Source organism: Moorena sp. SIO4E2 (assembly GCF_010671945.1).
GTDB classification, from domain to species: Bacteria; Cyanobacteriota; Cyanobacteriia; order Cyanobacteriales; family Coleofasciculaceae; genus Moorena; species Moorena producens.
The window spans coordinates 1-19,757 of sequence record NZ_JAAHIE010000089.1 but is presented as its reverse complement, the minus strand read 5'-3'; the positions used below and the strand labels follow the sequence as shown (position 1 = coordinate 19,757).

Here is a 19,757-nt window from a genome sequence, read left to right as displayed (position 1 = left end):
GGTATACACTTGCCTGAAACTCCTGGTGAAGCTGCAAGTCTTGATTCTAGCTCTCTGTAATAGGGAACAGGGAGTAGGGAGTAGGGAATTGGAATGCGTACGCGGGCATCTTGGTAGAACTGGCATCTTGCCAGTTTGCTACTATCACAGATGTGTAAGCTTACTATTCCGATAGTGCCTCTAGAAATAATGAGTAGAACTGGCATCTTGCCAGTTTGCTACTACTATCACAGATGCCTACGCTTACTGTTCCGATAGTGGCTCTACAAATAATTGGTAGAACTGGCATCTTGCCAGTTTGCTACAGTAGTCTACAAATAATGTGATTGGCCTACGGCCACGCTACGCGATCGCATACTAGTTTAATAGTGCCTCTACAATCATGCGATCGCATACTGCTTCAATTTTGTAACTATTTTTTTGACAAATTGCACACAACCTTAACTTGTTACCAATACACTTCACCCAGTAATCAACTGGTAACTATTAATCTGTATAAGCTTACTAAATCAACTTCTTGATATAAAGCCAGTGAACTGTAGCGAGAAGTAGCCTGTTCAGTTTCTGGAAGATATAAACTTAGACCACATAATTCCTTTGAATTGGTATTGCTAGGAGGACGGCCACCAAAAAATTCTCCTCCTGTTTTGTAGGAGGTAATAACTGATGAACGCAGAAAATCAGCAAATTCAGTAAACTCATTTTGTCTTTGACTGCTGCTCCTGAACAGATGACCAAGTAAAACAAGTGCATCACAATGCTGTTCACCAAAATAGTGATAGGTTGGGAGTTCTGAGTCTCTAATTGCTGGCAAACGGCTGTTGAGAATCGGCTGAAGTAACCGTGAGAGTTTATCTGGAATACCCTCAACGGCTTGGTTGTCTACCAGTGTCAGGGTGTGATACATATCAGCCCTCTCAGAATCCATGATAGCTATGGCTGCTTCACGTCCACCAACCGATGGCTTTTTAAGGTGATTGAGAAAGCTCTCGTAATAGTAATTCGGGGCACCAAGAGTCAGCTGAGAGGCAAGGGTATATCGAGCACAATTCCTGACTTCGTATACAACTTCCAGCGTAGCTTTGTTGCAATTCTGAAAGAAAAGTAGCTCAACTCGTCCATTAGTAGCTTGGTTAAATTTACTAACCGCATTGGCAAACTGGTCAACTCTCATCCAAGTCCGGGTTTGACCAGTTGTCTTGTGATCATCAGGACTAATTTCGTTAATTTTTCCACCGTGACCAACAACAATAACCGCCCAAGACTCTGCTTCAAAGGTTTGATTTGCCCAATCAAGATACGCTGAAAAAGCTGATACGTCACTACTGTTTTCCCCTGCTACATCAATCTCATTGGTAATCCCATTAACAAGCTGACGACGACGCATTTTTGGCTCGCCCCAGTAGTCTGATTGAACGACTACAGCAATTTCAGAGTTTTTCGTACCACGGGTTAACATTTCAACGATTGGCTCACCAAAACGTACAAGGTCGTTATCGTATGGCATCCAATACAAGACCACCCATTGATGACGTGATTTAGTTTGGAAAGACTGGGAACCCACGGCAGAAGAAGAATTCCTACTTACGACTCCAGCAAAGCAAGCTGAACTTAACGCAACATAACGACAGAACTTTCTTCGTTTCATGATCACGACAGAAATGTCAATTCAAGCTTTGTAGCTATCTTGAGAATAACTTAACCTTAATACCAACAGATAAGAGCTGATTCGTAAACTCGCTGTAATCCTTGTAGGATAAGGCTTGCACTAAAATAGAACCATTGAACTATTTAATACCCAGAAGACAATCATAGCAAGGCTTTCAGACTTCTTAAGATTTACTTGACAAATCAGCTCTAATATCTCGGCTACCGCCATCAGCGACAGCTGACGAAGCCAAATACCAACAACGCTTTGCCCACTTCAGCCAATTCTATCAAGCCATCAAAGCTCAACCCTATCCCCTGGACTATCACCAGCAAGGGATTATCGACCATCTCCCAGACCAAAAGCTGCTGATCCTAGGACTAAACTCCGCTTGGCAACTGGACCACCACTTCAAAGACCGTGCTAGCATCCACTCAGGTGCTCTGAGCAATGCCATAACCGAGATTCGCCGTAACCCAGACTATGACAACTGCCTGAAAATAGCGGTTTGGCACCATCCCCTGAATAGTGCTGGAAGCGATAGGATTACTGACCAAGGATTCATCGAACAACTAGCTGTTGCTGGATTCCGCTTCTTCCTGCATGGACACATCCACAAAGCTGAAACCAGCCTTTTCCGTTACGACCTAAGCCAAGATGGGCGCAAACTCGATAGAATTTGTGCTGGCACCTTTGGCGCACCGACCAAAGAACTAGTAACCGGTTATCCCTGGCAATATAATCTGCTGACATTTGAAGGTAATCAGCTTACTGTCCGCACTCGCCGCCGGGAAGAAGCTAATGGTGCTTGGAAACCTGATTCACGGTGGACTCAGGGTCCAGGACAAAGTGGTTTGGATTATTATTCCATTGAGTTCAGGCTATAATCATGGTCTGCGGTAATCTTGAACAGAGGTCAAACCAATGGTAGTTCGGCAACCTCGCTATAGCAAAGAAGAATTTGCTAGGCGTGGAGATTACATCTATCAGAGTCAAGTAAGCCCTTTGGTTGAACCAGGCAATCATGGCAGAATCGTAGCGATCGACATTGAAACTGGGCAGTTTGAGCTGGCTGATGATATTCTCAGTGCTACAAATGGTTTGTTTGAGCGACTCCCAAATGCCCAGCCTTGGATTGTTCGGATTGGGCATCGAGCTGTTCACCGTTTCGGCGCACGGAGCCTCAAACAACATGTATGATGTACGGTCTGGTAAATACAAACTGTGAGGCAACGATTCGGCTAGTCGTTGGTAATGAAAATTCCCAAAGGCGACTGATTGACGCTGTCATTGATACTGGTTATACAGGTTTCTTAAGCTTGCCCCGCGAAACCATCATTGCCCTAAATTTGCCTTGGACTGGAGTTGAGCGAGGAACTTTGGGTGATGGTAGCGAAGCCACCTTTGAGGTATATGCGGCAACTGTGATCTGGGATGGTGAATACCGAAGCATTCCTGTCAATGAAACTGAAACTGATCCATTGGTCGGAATGAGTTTACTTTACGGCTAAGACTTGCGGATTCAAGCTGTGGAAGGTGGCACTGTCATAATCGAAGCATTATAATCATTTCCCTGTGTTTAACTATTCCCATCAGGTGAGTGCGATCGCAAATGCGATTGGCCGTAGGTCACGCTACGCGAACGCATTTCCATCATTCTTCCCCAAGGGGACTCCCGTTATAGTCGTGTTAAGCAGCGTCTGGCACTGCCAGTAAGACTTAGCGGGAGGGGAATTGGGGACTGAAGATGTTGCGTATCATTGAAAATTTTTGCTAGAATAAATATATTATTGTGCTCTAAAGAGTACCGGTTTGTTCGCAAGCTGCAAAGCCTCTGCTAGAAGGATGAACCAACAAAAACCTTGAAAAGTAACCCCAATGATTTTATTGATCGGAGGGTTTTAGAGGCTGTTTGGCTCAGCCGTTAAGGGTTTTCTGCTCTTAAGAATCCCCCGCTATAATCTTCGATTTAGCGGTGGGAGTGTCAAAACTTCTCTTCTAACTATTCCGGTCTTGCCATCACTTAATTAATACAGTGGCTGCAAGTGATTAATTCAATGGGGGGCAGTGCCTAGCAACACCCAATGCCGCAGCTGATTTTATCTGTTTGGTGCACTGCCCACCCTACATCAACTTGCTGGAATGGACATCTTGGTGAAACGGGCATCTTGGTGGAACGGGCATCTTGGTGGAATGGACATCTTGGTGGAACGGGTATCTTGGTGGAACGGGCATCTTGCCCGTTTCCATACTCTTCAATTGTCCTGACTAACCTGATGTTGTGCCAAGAGCTGCTCAAATTCCTCAAGGGAGTTACTCTCAAGAGAGTGATCAATCAACTGTTTCAACAAAGAGATATCTTCTATGGCATTAATCGCTGCCACCAATTCCGGTGATACCAATTCAAACCGCTTTTCTAAAATTTTAACTACTGTCCCTTGAAAGCCTTCCCGAGATTCTTGAAGTCCTTGTTGAAGTCCTTGTTGAAGTCCTTGTTGAAGTCCTTGTTGAAGTCCTTGTTGAAGACCCCTCTTCATTGCCCTTTCTTCGACTCGACTAATCAAAGGCATCTGTCTTTCCTCCTGATAACGTTCAAGTTGTTGATTCAGCTCCAGTTCTAACTGTTCCGGTAAAGCCATCATTTGATCAATACACTGGAACAGCTTCACTATATCGTTTTTACTATAACCTTGTTCAAAAAGTCTCCGAAGTAGGTACCACTTCCATCGCTTGCGCTCCATTGGTTGTTTATGGGTGGCTTTGGTCTTCAAATGAGCCATCACCACTACTGCAAAGGGATTAGTACTCGATTCCAACACCTGCCACATTGACTGATAGTTCAGTAATTTAACTATGGGAAATTCTAGACTCAGGCGACAACCTCCCAAGCCATATTCATAGGACGATGGAGACCAAGATGCATTCTCATCTCCCAATACCGCTAAGCTAATCACAGGTTTTTCATACAGGTCAAATGCCCTGTAATGATATTGGTACATTCGCTTAGCAAAGCTTGATTCTTTTTGGCTTTGTACCTCTACATGAATCAATACCCAAGTTTCATTTCCACCACAGAGCCAGACTTGGAATAATTTATCAGCAATCCGTTTTCCTGACTCGGCTGCACCAACTATCTGCTGTAGTTCTGTATCAAGGGCTTGGGGTGTCTGATTCCAATCAATCAGAGTGTGGACTTGGGGAAAACAAAACTGCAAAAATGACTCAAAATACGCTTGTAATGCTTCTTTCCAAGGATTGTCATAGTCAGCTATGGGTTCGTTCATTTCTATCTTTTAATTCTAGACTAATCCTAAAAACTATCGTTAGCTATCAGCTATCAGCTATCAGCTATCAGCTATCAGCTAGTGGCCTTTGGCCAACGAATGATTACAAACCATCTAACGACAAAGATACAATGAATATCGTTGCTGTCATGGTAATCAGTGTATAAAATTGTATAGTAAAAGAGCAGATTATGGGGAGATTAATACTAAAATTGCTGAAAGCAATCTCTAGAATTTATAAAATAAGTTAAATCGACAATTTAGTAATTTTATGGAATAGGGATGCAGCCAGTAAAAAGGGGAGCCAGTTGCTGATCTGACTCCCCATCTTTTAAAGTGTCCTGTGTTTAACTATTCCGATCAGGTGACTGGTATTAGAAAAGCGATTGACCTTGGCCTTTAGGCCACGCTACGCGAATGGTCACGCTATGCGATCGCTTTTCTATACTGTCGTTCTTTGTGATCAAGCTTCAGCTCCATTTCTTACTATTCCGGTAAAGCTATCATTTGCTAAATACACTGGCTACAAGTAATTAATCCGATCGTGGGCAGTGGGTACCAACGCCCTCCAGCTGATCTTATCTGTCTAATCCACTGCCCACCCTACATAACATCAGCTATTCCGGTCAAGCCATCATTTGCTAAATACACTGGCTACAAGTAATTAATCCGATCGTGGGCAGTGCCTACTAACGGGCTTTCCCAGCTGATCTTATCTGTCTGATGTACTGCCCACCCTACATAAACTTCCCACTGAATGCTGATAGCTGAATGCTGATAGCTGAATGCTGATAGCTGAATGCTTACACTAGGACTAACCCACTTGCCTGTTACCTGTTAGTCTCCAAACTCATCAAAAAACAACCTACGGCTACCTAAGAATAAACCAGGGCTATTCTCTCCAGTAGAAAAAGCAGTGACTCCAAATAAATAAGAACCACTAAACTCAGGATTTTCCTTAGCTCTAACCGAAACTGTAATGGTTTGACCAGGAGCAACCGGTGGATCAAACACAACAGTTACTTGATCCGAGTTAGACGATTCACTCCCGCCAATATTAGCCAAGGTCAGGGATGAGCCACCAGCAAAAGTGTCGCCCACAAACCCACGACTCTTTCTCGGATCAAATTTGACTTTCTCGATATTAGTTTTATTCTGGGTAATCGTTACAGCTTGCAAAGACTCTCCAGCATCTTCAGGTAATCTGAGGGTGAATTGGTACGTTGATGGAACCCTTACTCTAGTAAAGCTCGTAGCTGCCCTAACTAAGCGCGGAGCACGGTTAAACACAGTCTTACCATTACCGATTTCAATCGTCTTAGCAGGTAAGCCATAAAGAGTAGTGGGTAGCAATATACCCAATAAAAATGCACCAGAGCCTACAAGACGAGCCTTAGTTAATCCCCAACGTGCTATATTATTAGTCATCTCAATCACCTCTAATCAAGAAAGCGCCCTAAACCAATTGACTGTTTAACGAAAAATTGTTAAATAACAACCAATACCCTTCAACGATAACTACTCTACCGGATTTAATATTTAGGATAAGACTCTCCGGTTAAAATTACGTGATATCTACCTTAGAAAACCATAATAAAACCGAATATAGCGTTGCTCATACCTATTAGATACAGAGGATTTTTTACCACTCCCCACTCCCTACTCCCCACTCCCTACTCCCTACTCCCTACTCCCTTAACGCCAGCCAAACCAACGCATTACTGGCACTAACAGGTAATAACTCACCCCTAGCCAAAATCCTTGTAATATAGCCAACATAGCAAAAAAAGTCATGGGCTGATAGAAATCCAGTTTACCGGTTCTAGAAAAGGAAAAAATATTAACCACAAATCCTGCTGGCAATAGATGAGATGACACTAGACCCCCAAATACGCCACCAGTTCCTGCTGCCACCACTAAGGCATGAACGAGATTATGACTGGGTAGCCCTAATCCTAGTACCAGGAGCATTACTGTAACCGCAGTAATCCATGGCAGCAACCCCTGGTCAGGTAGATCAGAAACCAATAATACCGTAGGTACCGTTGCCTGCCACATCAACCATCCCAGGCTATAACCAAAAATACCCATTATCCCTGCCACTAAAAAACGCCGCTGCTGACCAAAGCCTCCTGCAGCCGTCAACCCCCAAGCTGTACCTAAGCCAGCCGCCGCAAACAACAGCATTTCTTGCCACATTGTTATTTGCAGCGAAGGCAAGATCATAGACAGTTCCCCAGAGAGCCAATTTGTCACTTTCTCCCCAAGACTTGTCCAATTCAATACCATAAACCCAACCGTTGCACAAAAAACTCCCCCAAAAGCTCCGAGGAACATCTCCCAAACACTATCGAGACAAGCTAGTGCGATGCTGATCACTACTGCTAATAGGAAATGTTTTAGGGATGTGATCGAATGAGTCAACCCTGTCACAGATTGTGTTAGTTTAGGGCTAGATAACCCCAGAGCAGCTACCTGATTTCCTTGAAACGAATAGACTGGTGCTGGGATAGGCTGGTAACTAGGGCTAGGAGTCATACCTAGACGCAGATGAATCTCAATGGTAGTTGTTGGTCGTTGTTGGGGTACTACGCTGAGCATTTCATCTAGCAAGTCCGCCAAGTCATGACTTACCACTGCCTGCTCTCGCCACCGAAATTGACCAGTTACTGGGTCTTGTAAATCCTTCAACTCTTGACCAGTCAGTAAATGAATCATGGTTCGACTCAGGGCATAGAAATCAGCAGCCGGTCCAATGGCTGCACCAGTTATCTGTTCCGGTGGAGAGTAACCTGGAGTAATCAACCGAGTCGAATCATTCTGAGAAAACTCAGAACCCATACTCAATTGTTTAGCTCCCCCAAAATCAATCACCACTAGCTCTCCGGTGGTTTCCCGTAGCATTAAATTTGAGGGTTTGATGTCACGGTGAATCACTCCACAACTGTGCAACACCTGTAAAATTTCTGCTGCCTGGTAGAGCCAGTCTCGCACTAATATCTCTGGACATCCCTGAGGATGATCCCTGAGCATTTGCTCCAAGGTTGAACCGTTGATTTTTTCCATAACCAAACAGTGCAGGTCTGGCTGTGCCTCAACACCTAGATCAACGACAAAATAGCTATCTTGCTCAACTTTGGGAATGCCTGGATGATCCAAACCTTGCAAAACATCTGCCTCTTGCTGAAATAGCTGCAATACCTTCGGTTTAGTATCCAGCAGAACCTTCAGCACCTTTTCTGTCTTCGACTGCAAATCCCAAACGGTGTATATGTTGGCAAATCCTCCTGAACCCAAAAGCTGGAGAGGAAAGTAGCGATTCTTGAGCTTTAACTTTGCTCCACAACCATTGCAAAAGTTGTTATCCCTTGGCTGAGGGTAGGGTGCTGGGCAATTGGGATTAATGCAATGAATTGATTCAGCAACAAATGGATGCACAATACAGCTCAAGAGACATTGTGATTTGATTTTATCGAACTTAGGAATTTTCTGATTAGTTAATTGAAATTTTGATCAAACGACCTTTAACTTTCTCCTAAGCACCACTGGCGGGAAAACTGCCACCGATAAAGTGAATATCACTGAAGGTTTCGATCCACAGACGAGCTCCACAATCAAGAGGGTTATCCGGCTGATACACAATCCGACACGGACCGAGGATTTCTACCTGGTTGCCATAGTTATTGTGGCCACTTCGTTTTACCGAAATCACTGGTAGCCGCTCTTCAGGGCTTTTGTGGTTATTGGAGCCAATTCGATTACGATTGACATTAATTTTGGCTAAAGCCGGAGGACGACTTTTACGCCAAGTTCCTTTCGGTCCCCGGTTCTTCTTGGTGATTTGCGGCAAATAGTTGAACAGGGGAATAATCCAGAATTTACCGCTTTTATAAGCACCCCTTACTCTACCGGACTCAAGCAGTTGCCGTAATCGTCGAGGAGTTATACCCAACAGAGATGCTGCTTCAGTAGTACCAACACACTTGTTCATTTGTTATTTTCCTCTCACTTAGATTACTATTCCGATATCAGTATTATAACTAATCATCAAAGAATTGGCAAGGACACAAGCCAAATTTAGGTGTTAGGTTTTAGGTGTTAGGTTCTGGGTTTTGGGTTTAGTACTTAATACCTAGTACCTAATGTCTAATGTCTAATGCCTAATGCCTAAAGAACTAGACCACTAAAGTACTGGACTACTATGGCCACCTATCCCGGAATTTCCAGCGAAGCCTTCAAACACCCCCTTGACCAACAAGCAGAGCAAGCGTTACGCAGTGTCCCTGGTTTTGACTTAGTTTCTCGTAAGTTTGTGGAATTTCTTTACGAGCGTCCCCAGTTTGTCTATCTGATGGGGAACAGTATCAAAGTCGGACCGCGCCAGTATGCCAATATTTATCACTTATTTCGAGAATGTGTTCGGGATTTAGATGTAAATCCCGAACCAGCCCTATTTGTTAGTCAAAACTCTCAGGTTAATAGCTATGCTTTAGGTCAAGACAATCCTTACATCGTTGTAAACACTGGCTTATTAGACTTACTCAATGAAGCAGAAATTCGTACTATCCTGGCTCACGAATTAGGACATATCAAGTGCGGTCACACCATCTTAATTCAGATGGGTATTTGGGCAATGAATGCTGCCTCTATTTTAAGTGAAATGACCTTTGGCTTAGGGAATATCGTCAGCACTGGCTTACTTTTCGCTTTTTATGAATGGCGTCGCAAAGCTGAATTATCCGCTGACCGTGCTGCCTTACTAGTGATAGATGACCTGAAGACTGTGATGCAAACGATGATGAAAGTGTCTGGTGGGAGTGCTAAGCATCTACAGGAATGCAGTCTTGATGAATTTATCCGTCAATCAGAAAATTATCAAGAACTAGACCAAGACAGTCTCAATCAAATCTATAAGTTTTTACTCTATAATGGTGGTATTAATCGTCAATTTCTGAGCCATCCCTTTCCAGTTGAACGCATACACTACCTGCGAAAGTGGGCAAATTCCGAGGAATATCGCCAAATTCGTCAGGGCAATTATCAACGTGTTACCAAAGAGGGAGCAGTTGACGTTGACTCCAATCCACCATCGAACAACTCAGTGAATGAAGCGGAACAGTTGCAGCGTCAAATCCAGGAATTGCAACGGGAAATTAATCGCATCAAGAAGAAATAATGTCAGCTGTCAGCTGTCAGCCGTCAGCTGTCAGCCGTCAGCTGTCAGCTTACCTGGAAACCCGACTCCCAACTCCGGACTCCCGATTCCCGACTCCCGACTCCCGATTCCCCACTCCCTACTCCCTACTCCCTACTCCCTGCTCCCTTTGCTTGATGTTGAGAATACCAAGTAGAGAGTGCTAAGTGATGTACTTCTAACCAAGAGCAGTTATTTTCCTTGGCTAACTTAGCGCAATCTTGGTATTCTGGGTGGACATTCATAATCGTTTTGTGAGGTGAGCGATCGCTCCAAGCCACTTTCACACTAATTTGGCCATACTTAGTCTGTACCTGCTGGATTTCCCGAGGTAAGATCGCTCTTTGCTGAGTCAGACGTCGCACTCCTAAGGTAGTGGTTTCTCGGAATAATACTGCCTGACAGGCGTCTAGATCTTGAGGATGACAGATCACACTCAGGAGGATACCGGGTCGAGATTTCTTCATGCCAATAGCTTGAGTGAACACATCCACAGCACCAGCGTTAAATAACTCTTGGAATACATAGCCAATGGCTTGAGGATTGAGGTCATCAATTTGAGTCTCTAGGACTGAGATAGTTTCTAGGGAAGAGTTAGCAGAAGAAGAGTTAGCAGAAAGGGGTGACTGGTGTAGGGTTTGTGGGGGTAAGTTTGACGGTTTAACCTTGAACTTGCCAACATTAACAGCTTCTGAGGACTCACCAATCCACAATCGCAACATATTGGGAATGGGTAATTGTCGAGAACCGGCACCATTACCTATTTTTTGGATAGTCATTGCTGGTGGTGAACCAAAGCTAGTGGCTAAGGTAACGGCAATCGCTGCTCCCGTTGGTGTTACTAATTCCCGCTCAATCCCATTACTGTAAACTGGCACCTGACGGGATTCCCACAATTTCAGTACTGCTGGTACTGGCACCGGTAGCCGACCATGAGCTGCCCATACTGTACCGCCACCAGTGGGGAGTGGGGAACAATAGATTTGGTCAATTCCTAGCCAATCTAAGCCTAAGCAAGTACCAACTATATCGATAATGGCATCAGTAGCGCCTACTTCATGGAAGTGAACCTTGTCTGGGGAAATACCATGAACGGCTCCTTCGGCTTCTGCTAGTTTCCGGAAGATAGCAAGAGTCCACTGGGATACTCTTGAGGGTAATTTTCCTGCTGTAATTAATTTTTCTATGTCTGGTAAGTGTCGTGTGGGATGATGATTATGATTCTGCTCAGGTGTACTGATCTCTGTTATGCCTGACCTGTGTTGATGATGGTGTTCATGGCCGTGTTCATGGTGGTGTTCATGGCCGTGTTCCTGTTGATGGTGATCATGCTTATAGTTTTGATCTGGTAAATCTACATCAACTTTGGTTGCCAACTGACCATTGTGGTGTACTTGGCTAAGTCTTAAGTGATACTCTTGCTCAATTCCGAGTCCTGCTAGCTTGTCCACTAAATATTCCCACGGTACACCCGCAGAAACTAGTGCTCCTAGGCACATATCACCAGCAATTCCAGTGGGACAATCTAAGTAAGCTAGCTTTGTCATTCTAGATCTTCTTGATTAAGACAAATTAATTAAAACAAATTAATTAAGACAAAAGGATTTGGAGCAATTCATCCCCCACAAACCCTACAGGTCTATATCAGGGAATTATGGCCAGATCTTGCTAACTATACTGACATCTGAGTCAGAAAAAGCCAAACTGGCAACACACTTAGGTCGGAGTAGTTTTTAATCCTTTGGCAGAACCGTGTCTATGTCTGGCCTTGGTGAATTTTCCCAAGGCTAGGCTTTAGCAATTCAATATTGACGAATTCAACAATATTTATGGCTACTATTTATACTATCCATCCGGAAACACCTCAAATACGTCGAATAGAGAAAATAAGAGAGTCTCTGGAAGATGGTGCAGTGATGCTCTATCCCACTGACACTGTCTATGCCATTGGTTGTGATGTACATGTGAAGTCCGCAGTGCAACGAGTTAGGCGTTTGAAGCAACTATCCAATGATAAACCCCTGACGTTTTTGTGTTCGTCTCTGTCCAATATTGCTAAATATGCTCGGGTAAGTGATCCAGCTTACCGGATTATGAAGCATTTGATTCCGGGACCGTATACGTTCTTGTTACCAGCAACCAAGTTAGTACCTAAGCTGGTGATGAGTCCCAATCGTAAAACTACTGGTATCCGAGTCCCAGATCATAACGTTTGTCAGGCGTTGCTTTCAGCTCTAGGTCATCCAATTATTTCTACCTCAGCTCATCTACCGAATCAGGATGGTGACACTCCAACGGTGGGATTGGAACGGGCTAAACTATTTGATGCTCTCGATGGTCTAGTAGACATCATTGTGGACAATGACTTAGAACCGGGATTTCAAGTCTCAACTATCCTCGACCTGACTAGTTCAGAACCGATGATGGTGCGGCAGGGTTTGGGATGGGATGAAGCGATCGCTTGGATTTAGCTAGTGCTTTAGCTAGTGATTAACTAGTCAGCTCAGGTTGGGAGGAAGCGATCGCTTGGATTTAGCTAGTGCTTTAGCTAGTGATTAACTAGTCAGCTCAGGTTGGGTAATGAGAGCATCAAGCACTACTTGACTACAACAAAACCTTAGTCGTTTACGGAAAAGTCATCACTAGTTCAGTCAGTTTCTGGATTGACCACTCCTCAGGTTTTGGTCATCCTGAATCATCTTGATGGTTGAAAGTATTGAACGCTATATATAGTAAGCATTTCAGCGTTATGTAATCCTACGGAAACTACAGGAGTGCTGGGGGTCACAACTAGTCAGCTTAGAGTAGTCACACACTCACCGAACCAGGGCTAGACTCACGAGTCTACATTTAGGGTGGACAAGGACAAAGGACAGCGGACCACTCCAAGGTTTGTAGATCACATTCACACACATTTCCTCTGTTGCTTGTTTAATGGCAATTCTGTGAATCTATTTTTGGGGGCAATACCATGCAAGTTAAAACGGTTACTAATAATCAAAATTCCGCCACTAACAATCAGGCTCCGGAAATTACTCTAGATAATCAAAACCAAAACTTGACCCAGGTCTTAGTGGAGGAACTCCAGTCGGAAATTGGAACTAAATCCAGGAGTATTCAAGCGGTTGCCCACCGGATCACCTTGGAGGTAGAACGGATTTGTACTAAGAGCGATCGCATCCAGAATTCCGGTGAAATTGATACTTGGAAGTTGAATCTAGCACGTCATCGACTGCACAAATGTCTGTCATACTACAAACTAGGTTCTCGGCAGGGTCGTGTGGAACTCCATAGTAACCTGAGTACCATGGTTTATCGCCATGTGGCACCGTCCCAATCTCAGTTAAACTTTTCTGCTCGATACAATTTGATTGAGGACTTTTTACAGGACTTTTACGCTGAGTGCCTCAAAGCCTTCCGCCGGGAAAATCCTGTCGATTCTGACTACACTCCCCGTACCCAGCTAGAACTAGCGGAGTACATGGGCTTTAGTGAGCAATATGCTAAGCGACGCATTACCCTACGTGGTCGCGGTAGCCAGCAGTTGATTGTACTCAGAGCACAAAGCTTTTCCCGACGTCAGCCTAATGAAACCCCTGTGGATATTGAACAGGCTGTGGAGTATGGTAGGGATGAAGAAGCCCAAGAGCACAACCGTTCAGCTACTGCACAACAGGTACGTTCAAACCTGATTGAGAAAACCATTGACCCCAGCGATGCTGTTTTACGCGATCGCATTATCTCTGAGTTGATCAAATACCTAGAGTCTAACGGTCATAATGACTGTGCTGATTATCTAGTGCTAAAGCTACAAGACCTGGCTGCACCAGAGATTGACGAAATCATGGGTCTGACACCCCGTCAGCGGGATTATCTACAACAGCGCTTTAAATACCATGTAGAAAAGTTCTCTCGTTCAGCTCAGTGGAAACTGGTACACCAATGGCTAGGAGCAGACCTGGATCAAAAACTAGGGATGTCATCGAAGCAGTGGGATATCTTTGTGGCCCAACTCGATAGCCAACAGCTAGCGTTACTGCCCCTGAAACAGGCGCAAAAGAGTGATCAAGAAATTGCCAAAGCTCTCAAGTGTACCCAAAAACAAGTGCAAAAGCGCTGGACTAAGGTTTTGGAACTAGCTTGGAAGACTCGTAACTCAGAAATTGGCCATGGTAATTAGACTTAAATCTCCTTCTGCAACCAAGTAAGGAGGAGAGTTAGGTAAAGCTTAAGTAGTTAAGCCAACACCGACAAAGTATTAAGTTTGCTATGGTTATGTTAACAATTGAAAACTCGTACCGCGTATTTCTATTTATTTTTATTCTAGGTTTTAGGCTAATGGAGTTCGGGATTAGGTACACCAGGGGCAGTTGAGAGCTTTCGTGCTCAAGTCGGGGCGCTTCATACGCTTGTCAGAAGCATAGAGCGATTTAACCTAGAGCGATTTAACCTAGAGCGATTTAACCTAGAGCGATTCAACCATTGGCCTAGACCCTTAAAAGTATTTCGCGGCTGCAGATCCAATCTGGTCAATCAACCTATAGTCATTACAGTAAGTATCTATGGTAGTCAATATTGCTCAAGGGTCTGCTTCACCTAAGATAGCAGCAAAAAATCAACAAGCTCTCCGGCAAGTGTGGGAAACGATTGAGCCTGATAGCTGTCCCTATCGCTACAATTTCCATATGCACACCATTTACTCTGATGGTCGGCTCAAACCGGAAGAGTTGATTAAGCAGGCAATTACCATTGGTCTCAAGGGACTTGCCATAACCGATCACCACTCCGTTGCTGGTTATCAAGTTGCTCAAGCTTGCATAGAAAAATGGCAGCAGGAGTCATCTTTCTGTGATTCATTACCCCACTTCTGGACTGGTGTCGAAATTACCGCCAACCTCCTTAATGATGACGTTCATATCCTTGGCTATGCTTTTGAGCCAGAACATCCTAGTTTAAAGCGCTATTTCACTGGAACCGCACCGACCGGTAATGATGCTGAGGCTGGTGCAGTGATTGATGCTATCCATCAGGCCGGTGGTTTAGCAGTGTTGGCTCATCCAGCCCGTTACCGCAAGTCAGCAGATGAGTTAATTACTGCTATAGCCAACTTAGGCATTGATGGTGTTGAAACTTACTATGCCTACACTAATCCTGAACCCTGGGAACCTAGTCCAAAACAAACTAAGCTTGTGTTGCAGTTGAGTGCTACCTACAATCTATTTAATACCTGTGGCACTGATACTCATGGGTTAAGCTTGCTCAAGCGTATTTGAAAGGGAAATCTAATTAGACTTCTGTGGTTGTAGTTGGTATCACTAAACAACAACTTCAGCCGTAAACTGGTATACATTTAGCGATACATTTACAAGTGTCATTTGAGATCTAATTCTCATCTCAGAGGTTGACTGGTTACGGCTGGGTTGTTATGAAGGCTGGGCTATCTTAAGCCGTGGGGGAAATGGGATGCTCCAAAAGAGCCGCTACGGGAACGCAAAAGCAGCAGAATAAAGCATAAAAACTTTCCGCTCATCTATTCGATACATATAATAGTTAATTTCTCAACGTCTATTAATTGACTGATATTTCCTATTGATGGTACTTTTCGCATCCATACTGTGACTAGCTTTATATTTCTGGGAATTATATAACTAAGCCTGAGATAGCTCAGGTAGCTAGGGCTTGAGACTATAGCTCCAGCCACGACCGTTTAAGCCATTACATGGTGATTGGCAGTCGGAAAATCAGCTGGATAAGTTTCAGCTCAAACTCTGAATTGAGAAAGTGGTGCGACAGGCGCGATGTTCTGTCGCCAAGGGAACGCGCACCAAGAGATAGGAAGGAAAAAACCGTTTTTGGAGAAGACTATGATTAAGCCAGAAAAAGATTTTTGCTTCTGTACTTTAGCTCTCCGTAGTAAGTATCGCTTTCTTGCCAAAGAACTAGCAGGAGATTTAGAAAAGTATGCTCCAGGAAAATTATTAATAGTTGCCACCGATGATGTCAAGGATTTTGATAACTGTAAGAACGTTTTAGCGTTTAAACACCAGCAAACAGGAATTCTTCATTGTTATCATGACAAACGCTTTGAGATTGAGAAGGCTTTGTCAAAGTTTCCTGTCGCCATACAAATTGATGCTGACACCAGGATTATAGGTAGCTTACCTGAAACTATTGAAGTACTGCCTGGAATTACAGCAGGACATCAAGGAAATATTATCGAGCATATACAAAACTATAATCCAGAAAGATTAAAGCCCCTTAAACAGATAGCCTCTAAGTTAGATATCTGCTTAGACAAAGCAATTTATATAGGAGAATCTTTATTTTTTGTTTCTAGAGATGGTGGCAAAGAAAAAGAATTTATTAAACAATGGGGTATGATCGGGCGCTATTTTGAGTTACAAGGTATTCATGGTGGCTCAGGTATTACCTTAGGACTGGCTGCTGCTAAAGCAGGATTCACTATTAGCAGAAGTTCTAGCTGGGACAGGATTAATGAAGTCAAAAAACATCTAGATGCTTCTCATGAGAAAAAACAGAAAACGTTTTGGGCTTCCTTGAAACGCAAACTGGGCTATCACTATAATTTTAATCGAGCCAGAGTAGCAGCATTAAAAGATTTTGAATTTTACTACCGATAATATAGCTATCAAGTGGGTGAGGTACTTTCGTTTTAGGGAGTAGGTTTTAGGGAGTAGGTTTTAGGGAGTAGGGAACTTCCGATCAGGGAACTTCCGATCAGGGAACAGCGATGTAGTAAGGTCTTGGGAGTAACCCCCAAGACCTCACTGGCGTGGTTCCACGGGGCTGTGTGCCGAACACCTCGATTCTCATGATAGAGACACTACGTGAAAGCAAACAACCCCAAAAGCATTAGGGACGACATTAATAAGCCATTTGCTTCTTGAACAATAATGCAATCAGTGCCTATATAGGAATCCGTGTAGAAGTTGTAAAATGATTTAGGGTTCCTATATATTTTTTATGGGGAGAGCCTTTCCATTGTATAGTAGTACCAATGAAAAGGATCACTGCAGTTATGGATACGGTCGTTATTCTAGCTTATTTTAATTTTTCAAATAGTGAATCCAGGTATATTGCTCTTGTCAAATCACTAGCTTGCTTAAGGAACCAAAAAGTTGATATAATCCTGGTTTGTTATGGCTTAGATACTGACAGTATTGTTTCCTCGGAGAATCTTAAAATCATCAAGATTCCCTCGGCTTCCGTAATTTGGCAAAAAGAAAGATTCTATAACGTAGCGTTATCCCATTTGAATGAAAAGCATAAATATGTTGTTTGGGCTGATGCAGATCTCCTTTTTACTAACAAAGGTTGGCAAGAGCAATTAAAAGAGAAACTGGAAAGCTACCGACTGGTTCATATCTTCAATCGAGTTGAAGATGTAAAGCTTGAGAATGGGCATTTTTCCCTAACTGGACTTAGCCGCAAATCCGTGGTCACGAGTTTTAATCGCGATATTACAGTTAAAGATTATTTCAGTAAAAGTGGCATCAGCTTAAGTCTTGGATGTAATCCGGGCTTTGGATGGGCGGCAAAGGCAGCCACCATAACAGAGATAGGCTTCCCCGACTTTATGATTTTGGGGGGTGGCGACAAGGTTTTATTGGCCTCTGCTATGGGATATCATTCGACTCTTCTAAAGACGCTTTTTTTTAATCATACGTTTTATAATCTATATCATTCTTGGGGAGACAAAGTTTTTCATACCATTAAAGGAGGAGTTTCTTACCTAGAAAATACGATTTATCATATTGTTCAGGGAGATTATAAAAATCGTCGCTATTCTGATCGCCACAAATTAATTCAGGATGATAATTTTGCGATCGCTGATTATCTTACAATTAATGAATATGGAGCATGGCAATGGCGTAACGAAAACAACGAGTATGCTGTAAAAATCAAGAGATACTTTGATGAAAGAGGAGACTAAAGCCTTGGAAATCGTCTTTTATGGAACTTCTGGTTGGTTTGACAGCACATCAGGTGCTACCAATTGTGTAGGGGTATTTGTAAATGAGAGAGATATTGTTTTATTTGACTTAGGCACTGGGGTTAGAAAAATAGACAGAGAAAGCGTTCGTGGTAAAAATGTTACTGTTATGCTTTCACACCTACATTTAGACCACTGTTATGGGCTACATATTTTACCGATGTTCCAGCCTGCTTCCCTGACAATTGTCATCCATGAAAGTCTAAAGAGTTACTTGGAGACTTTGTTTTCTTTTCCGTTTGTGAAACCGAGAGAGAAACTAAGATTTCCTGTTGAGATTCGAGTGGCTAAAGATACCAACTTGAATTTCGATAATTTTACCATAAAGACTCAAGCCTTAAAACATAATACTCCAGTGATAGGCGCTCAATTGCAATTAGAGAACAAATCTATTTGTTATTGTGTTGATACCATTTTATGTGATTCTCTCTTGAGTATAACTAAGGATTGTGATATTCTCATTCTTGAATCTTGCCCGGTTGGAGGAAAGAAAACAAATGGATTTCATCTTGACATAGAACAACTTAAGGCAGTGCTAACTGCTACCCATGCTGAGAAGGTGATCATAACTCATTTTGGGGCTCGACAGTATCCAGATATTGAAACCAAAGAGTTGCTGTTTACATCTATAAAGGATTTTCATCACAATATCGTTATGGCTTACGATGGTCTGGTTATCCGGAGTTGAGATAACTTATGTTTTCAAATGTTTTTGTTTTATGTACCGGAAGATGCGGTTCTACAACATTTACTCAAGCCTGTCAGCATATCCAAAACTATACAGCATCTCACGAATCTAGAATATCTTTGATAGGAGATCAGCGCCTTCAATATTCTCAAAATCATATTGAAGTAGATAATAGGTTGTCGTGGTTTCTCGGTTCCTTGGATAAAAACTATGGAGATAGTGCTTTTTATGTACATTTAAAGCGAGATATCATGTCAACGGCTAAAAGTTATGCAAAACGCCTAGATAGTCCTATAATCAAAGGTTACTCAGAGTCAATTATCCTTCCTAAACAGTTTAAATACGAACGACTTGATCTTTGTCTTGATTACTGTCACACTGTAAATGCTAATATTGAATTATTTCTAAAAAATAAAATTAATAAAATGGAATTTAAATTAGAAAATGCTCAGGAAGATTTTGGCACATTTTGGAGCCTAATTAGTGCTACAGGAAATTATGCTATGGCTGTAAAAGAGTGGGAAAAAAAATATAATGCTTAGGCCTTCCTGAAAATTAAATGGTTATTACACCAACCGTCAGCTGATGATATAAGCCGATAGAGATGTTTCCTGTGTTGGGCGATCGCCATTGGATCTAATACCTCCAAATCCCAGAAGTCAGGAAGCAGGGTGAGTGGGGGCGATCGCCTCTACAAAACTGGCGGATTTAGCGGCAACGGTATTCGAGCAGAATTATATCAGCTACCAATCATTTAGCAGCTTTGCTAGCAAAAGAAGAACAATTTCCCCCCAACCCATCCACAATGGCACAGGTATTGCTAGTAATCATGCCAATATAAGTTCCAGTATCACTCCCTTTTTCTCCTAGACCATCTGCAAATAACTTTTGGTCTGAGAGTTTAACCTTTGCTTCTCTGGCGACAGTGC

Annotated in this window: 22 protein-coding genes; 14 read left to right on the top strand and 8 right to left on the bottom strand. The window is 43.0% G+C overall.

The genetic code is table 11. The annotated features are described in order from the left end of the window. From F6K37_RS12585 to F6K37_RS12575, 3 genes are all read right to left on the bottom strand, one after another. Positions 1-206: hypothetical protein (locus tag F6K37_RS12585; RefSeq protein ID WP_287250512.1), on the bottom strand; the 206-nt coding region annotated here is incomplete at its 3' end. 266 nt (positions 207-472) lie between these two features. Next, positions 473-1,648 carry a clostripain-related cysteine peptidase gene (locus F6K37_RS12580; RefSeq protein WP_044493524.1) on the bottom strand — a complete coding sequence of 392 codons (1,176 nt, stop codon included), beginning with the start codon at positions 1,646-1,648 and terminating at the stop codon, positions 473-475. A 561-nt stretch (positions 1,649-2,209) separates the two neighbouring features. After that, the gene (locus F6K37_RS12575; protein WP_287250510.1) at positions 2,210-2,401 is read right to left on the bottom strand and encodes a hypothetical protein; all 192 of its coding nucleotides are present in this window, start codon (positions 2,399-2,401) and stop codon (positions 2,210-2,212) included. Positions 2,402-2,572: 171 nt separating this feature from the next. Here F6K37_RS12575 and F6K37_RS12570 point away from each other — a divergent pair, with 171 nt between their 5' ends. The 4 genes from F6K37_RS12570 to F6K37_RS12555 all read left to right on the top strand — a co-directional run bounded on the left by F6K37_RS12570 (position 2,573) and on the right by F6K37_RS12555 (position 3,916). After that, positions 2,573-2,848, top strand: a complete 276-nt coding sequence (locus F6K37_RS12570; RefSeq protein WP_287250508.1) for a hypothetical protein — start codon at positions 2,573-2,575, stop codon at positions 2,846-2,848. Then, positions 2,845-3,159, top strand: coding sequence for a clan AA aspartic protease (locus F6K37_RS12565; RefSeq protein ID WP_287250506.1), 315 nt, complete (start codon positions 2,845-2,847; stop codon positions 3,157-3,159). The genes F6K37_RS12570 and F6K37_RS12565 overlap by 4 nt, the downstream gene beginning before the upstream one ends. Before the next feature lie 64 nt (positions 3,160-3,223). Then, a complete protein-coding gene (locus tag F6K37_RS12560; RefSeq protein WP_287250503.1) occupies positions 3,224-3,364 on the top strand; it encodes a hypothetical protein in 141 nt (46 codons plus the stop codon). A 426-nt stretch (positions 3,365-3,790) separates the two neighbouring features. Continuing rightward, positions 3,791-3,916 (top strand): hypothetical protein, encoded by a 126-nt coding sequence (locus tag F6K37_RS12555; RefSeq protein WP_287250500.1) that lies wholly within the window; start codon positions 3,791-3,793, stop codon positions 3,914-3,916. Here F6K37_RS12555 and F6K37_RS12550 read toward each other — a convergent pair. Continuing rightward, entirely contained in the window at positions 3,904-4,932 is a 1,029-nt protein-coding gene (locus F6K37_RS12550) for an RpnC/YadD family protein (protein WP_287250499.1), read from the bottom strand. The genes F6K37_RS12555 and F6K37_RS12550 overlap by 13 nt on opposite strands. A gap of 386 nt (positions 4,933-5,318) precedes the next feature. Here F6K37_RS12550 and F6K37_RS12545 point away from each other — a divergent pair, with 386 nt between their 5' ends. Next, positions 5,319-5,465, top strand: a complete 147-nt coding sequence (locus F6K37_RS12545) for a hypothetical protein (protein ID WP_287250497.1) — start codon at positions 5,319-5,321, stop codon at positions 5,463-5,465. Positions 5,466-5,769: 304 nt separating this feature from the next. On the opposite strand, the gene F6K37_RS12540 is transcribed toward F6K37_RS12545, so the two are convergent. From F6K37_RS12540 to F6K37_RS12530, 3 genes are all read right to left on the bottom strand, one after another. Further along, entirely contained in the window at positions 5,770-6,360 is a 591-nt protein-coding gene (locus F6K37_RS12540) for a DUF2808 domain-containing protein (RefSeq protein WP_287250494.1), read from the bottom strand. A 267-nt stretch (positions 6,361-6,627) separates the two neighbouring features. Next, positions 6,628-8,370: a serine/threonine protein kinase gene (locus F6K37_RS12535; protein ID WP_287250491.1), complete on the bottom strand. Its 1,743-nt coding sequence runs from the start codon at positions 8,368-8,370 to the stop codon at positions 6,628-6,630. Positions 8,371-8,467: 97 nt separating this feature from the next. Beyond that, a complete protein-coding gene (locus F6K37_RS12530; RefSeq protein ID WP_008185506.1) occupies positions 8,468-8,923 on the bottom strand; it encodes a helix-turn-helix domain-containing protein in 456 nt (151 codons plus the stop codon). 210 nt (positions 8,924-9,133) lie between these two features. On the opposite strand from F6K37_RS12530, the gene F6K37_RS12525 reads away from it, so the two are divergent. Then, positions 9,134-10,108, top strand: a complete 975-nt coding sequence (locus tag F6K37_RS12525; RefSeq protein ID WP_008185504.1) for a M48 family metallopeptidase — start codon at positions 9,134-9,136, stop codon at positions 10,106-10,108. Continuing rightward, the gene (locus F6K37_RS12520) at positions 10,108-10,293 is read left to right on the top strand and encodes a hypothetical protein (protein ID WP_131827238.1); all 186 of its coding nucleotides are present in this window, start codon (positions 10,108-10,110) and stop codon (positions 10,291-10,293) included. The genes F6K37_RS12525 and F6K37_RS12520 overlap by 1 nt, the downstream gene beginning before the upstream one ends. Here F6K37_RS12520 and larC read toward each other — a convergent pair. Then, positions 10,234-11,673 (bottom strand): nickel pincer cofactor biosynthesis protein LarC, encoded by a 1,440-nt coding sequence (gene larC, locus F6K37_RS12515; RefSeq protein ID WP_287250486.1) that lies wholly within the window; start codon positions 11,671-11,673, stop codon positions 10,234-10,236. The genes F6K37_RS12520 and larC overlap by 60 nt on opposite strands. Before the next feature lie 282 nt (positions 11,674-11,955). Between larC and F6K37_RS12510 the strand changes: the two genes are divergently transcribed. The 7 genes from F6K37_RS12510 (at position 11,956) to F6K37_RS12480 (ending at position 19,370) form a co-directional block, all read left to right on the top strand. After that, a complete protein-coding gene (locus tag F6K37_RS12510; protein WP_008185499.1) occupies positions 11,956-12,597 on the top strand; it encodes an L-threonylcarbamoyladenylate synthase in 642 nt (213 codons plus the stop codon). 500 nt (positions 12,598-13,097) lie between these two features. Continuing rightward, positions 13,098-14,306: a HetZ-related protein gene (locus tag F6K37_RS12505; protein ID WP_287250483.1), complete on the top strand. Its 1,209-nt coding sequence runs from the start codon at positions 13,098-13,100 to the stop codon at positions 14,304-14,306. Between the two features lie 382 nt (positions 14,307-14,688). Continuing rightward, positions 14,689-15,399, top strand: coding sequence for a PHP domain-containing protein (locus tag F6K37_RS12500; protein WP_287250482.1), 711 nt, complete (start codon positions 14,689-14,691; stop codon positions 15,397-15,399). 591 nt (positions 15,400-15,990) lie between these two features. After that, on the top strand, positions 15,991-16,767 hold the full coding sequence (locus F6K37_RS12495; RefSeq protein WP_008185493.1) for a hypothetical protein: 777 nt from the start codon (positions 15,991-15,993) through the stop codon (positions 16,765-16,767). Positions 16,768-17,165: 398 nt separating this feature from the next. Further along, positions 17,166-18,080, top strand: a complete 915-nt coding sequence (locus F6K37_RS12490; RefSeq protein ID WP_287250478.1) for a hypothetical protein — start codon at positions 17,166-17,168, stop codon at positions 18,078-18,080. Further along, the gene (locus F6K37_RS12485) at positions 18,064-18,828 is read left to right on the top strand and encodes an MBL fold metallo-hydrolase (protein WP_287250475.1); all 765 of its coding nucleotides are present in this window, start codon (positions 18,064-18,066) and stop codon (positions 18,826-18,828) included. Before F6K37_RS12490 ends, F6K37_RS12485 begins: the two co-directional genes overlap by 17 nt. Before the next feature lie 8 nt (positions 18,829-18,836). Then, positions 18,837-19,370 (top strand): hypothetical protein, encoded by a 534-nt coding sequence (locus tag F6K37_RS12480; protein WP_287250473.1) that lies wholly within the window; start codon positions 18,837-18,839, stop codon positions 19,368-19,370. Positions 19,371-19,757 lie beyond the last annotated feature (387 nt).

Excerpts from the sequence above, each read along its gene's own strand:
- F6K37_RS12580 (WP_044493524.1), bottom strand. The coding sequence starts at position 1,648 with ATGAAACGAAGAAAGTTCTGTCGTTATGTTGCGTTAAGTTCAGCTTGC.
- F6K37_RS12575 (WP_287250510.1), bottom strand. The coding sequence starts at position 2,401 with ATGTCAGCAGATTATATTGCCAGGGATAACCGGTTACTAGTTCTTTGG.
- F6K37_RS12570 (WP_287250508.1), top strand. The coding sequence starts at position 2,573 with ATGGTAGTTCGGCAACCTCGCTATAGCAAAGAAGAATTTGCTAGGCGT.
- F6K37_RS12565 (WP_287250506.1), top strand. The coding sequence starts at position 2,845 with ATGATGTACGGTCTGGTAAATACAAACTGTGAGGCAACGATTCGGCTA.
- F6K37_RS12555 (WP_287250500.1), top strand. The coding sequence starts at position 3,791 with ATGGACATCTTGGTGAAACGGGCATCTTGGTGGAACGGGCATCTTGGT.
- F6K37_RS12550 (WP_287250499.1), bottom strand. The coding sequence starts at position 4,932 with ATGAACGAACCCATAGCTGACTATGACAATCCTTGGAAAGAAGCATTA.
- F6K37_RS12540 (WP_287250494.1), bottom strand. The coding sequence starts at position 6,360 with ATGACTAATAATATAGCACGTTGGGGATTAACTAAGGCTCGTCTTGTA.
- F6K37_RS12530 (WP_008185506.1), bottom strand. The coding sequence starts at position 8,923 with ATGAACAAGTGTGTTGGTACTACTGAAGCAGCATCTCTGTTGGGTATA.
- F6K37_RS12525 (WP_008185504.1), top strand. The coding sequence starts at position 9,134 with ATGGCCACCTATCCCGGAATTTCCAGCGAAGCCTTCAAACACCCCCTT.
- F6K37_RS12520 (WP_131827238.1), top strand. The coding sequence starts at position 10,108 with ATGTCAGCTGTCAGCTGTCAGCCGTCAGCTGTCAGCCGTCAGCTGTCA.
- larC (WP_287250486.1), bottom strand. The coding sequence starts at position 11,673 with ATGACAAAGCTAGCTTACTTAGATTGTCCCACTGGAATTGCTGGTGAT.
- F6K37_RS12510 (WP_008185499.1), top strand. The coding sequence starts at position 11,956 with ATGGCTACTATTTATACTATCCATCCGGAAACACCTCAAATACGTCGA.
- F6K37_RS12505 (WP_287250483.1), top strand. The coding sequence starts at position 13,098 with ATGCAAGTTAAAACGGTTACTAATAATCAAAATTCCGCCACTAACAAT.
- F6K37_RS12500 (WP_287250482.1), top strand. The coding sequence starts at position 14,689 with ATGGTAGTCAATATTGCTCAAGGGTCTGCTTCACCTAAGATAGCAGCA.
- F6K37_RS12495 (WP_008185493.1), top strand. The coding sequence starts at position 15,991 with ATGATTAAGCCAGAAAAAGATTTTTGCTTCTGTACTTTAGCTCTCCGT.
- F6K37_RS12490 (WP_287250478.1), top strand. The coding sequence starts at position 17,166 with ATGGATACGGTCGTTATTCTAGCTTATTTTAATTTTTCAAATAGTGAA.
- F6K37_RS12485 (WP_287250475.1), top strand. The coding sequence starts at position 18,064 with ATGAAAGAGGAGACTAAAGCCTTGGAAATCGTCTTTTATGGAACTTCT.
- F6K37_RS12480 (WP_287250473.1), top strand. The coding sequence starts at position 18,837 with ATGTTTTCAAATGTTTTTGTTTTATGTACCGGAAGATGCGGTTCTACA.